The sequence below is a fragment of the Pseudomonas juntendi genome (genome assembly GCF_009932375.1).
In the GTDB taxonomy this organism is placed as follows: Bacteria; Pseudomonadota; Gammaproteobacteria; order Pseudomonadales; family Pseudomonadaceae; genus Aquipseudomonas; species Aquipseudomonas juntendi.
The window spans coordinates 1-285 of the sequence record NZ_BLJG01000478.1 but is presented as its reverse complement, the minus strand read 5'-3'; the positions used below and the strand labels follow the sequence as shown (position 1 = coordinate 285).

General features: G+C 62.5%; 1 protein-coding gene. It reads left to right on the top strand.

Going from position 1 to position 285, the window contains the following annotated elements; all coding sequences use genetic code 11:
- Positions 1-285: SIMPL domain-containing protein (locus GYA94_RS26815; protein WP_161893469.1), on the top strand; the 285-nt coding region annotated here is incomplete at both ends.

Here is a 285-nt window from a genome sequence, read left to right as displayed (position 1 = left end):
CTGGCGGCCGATGAACCGCGCTACAACCAGGTATCGCTGCGCGCCGAGGTCAGCAAGGAAGTGGCGCGCGACCTGATGGTCGTGACCTTGTATAGCGAAGCGCAGAACAGCGACCCCGGCAAGCTCGCCAAGCAGATCACCGAAACCATGAACAAGGCCGTGCAGCAGTCGCGCCAGGTCAAGGATGTGAAGATCAGCCAGGGCAGCCGCAACAGCTACCCCGTTTACGACAGCAAAGGCCAGAAGATCACCGGCTGGCGTGAACGCGCCGAGCTGCGCCTGGAA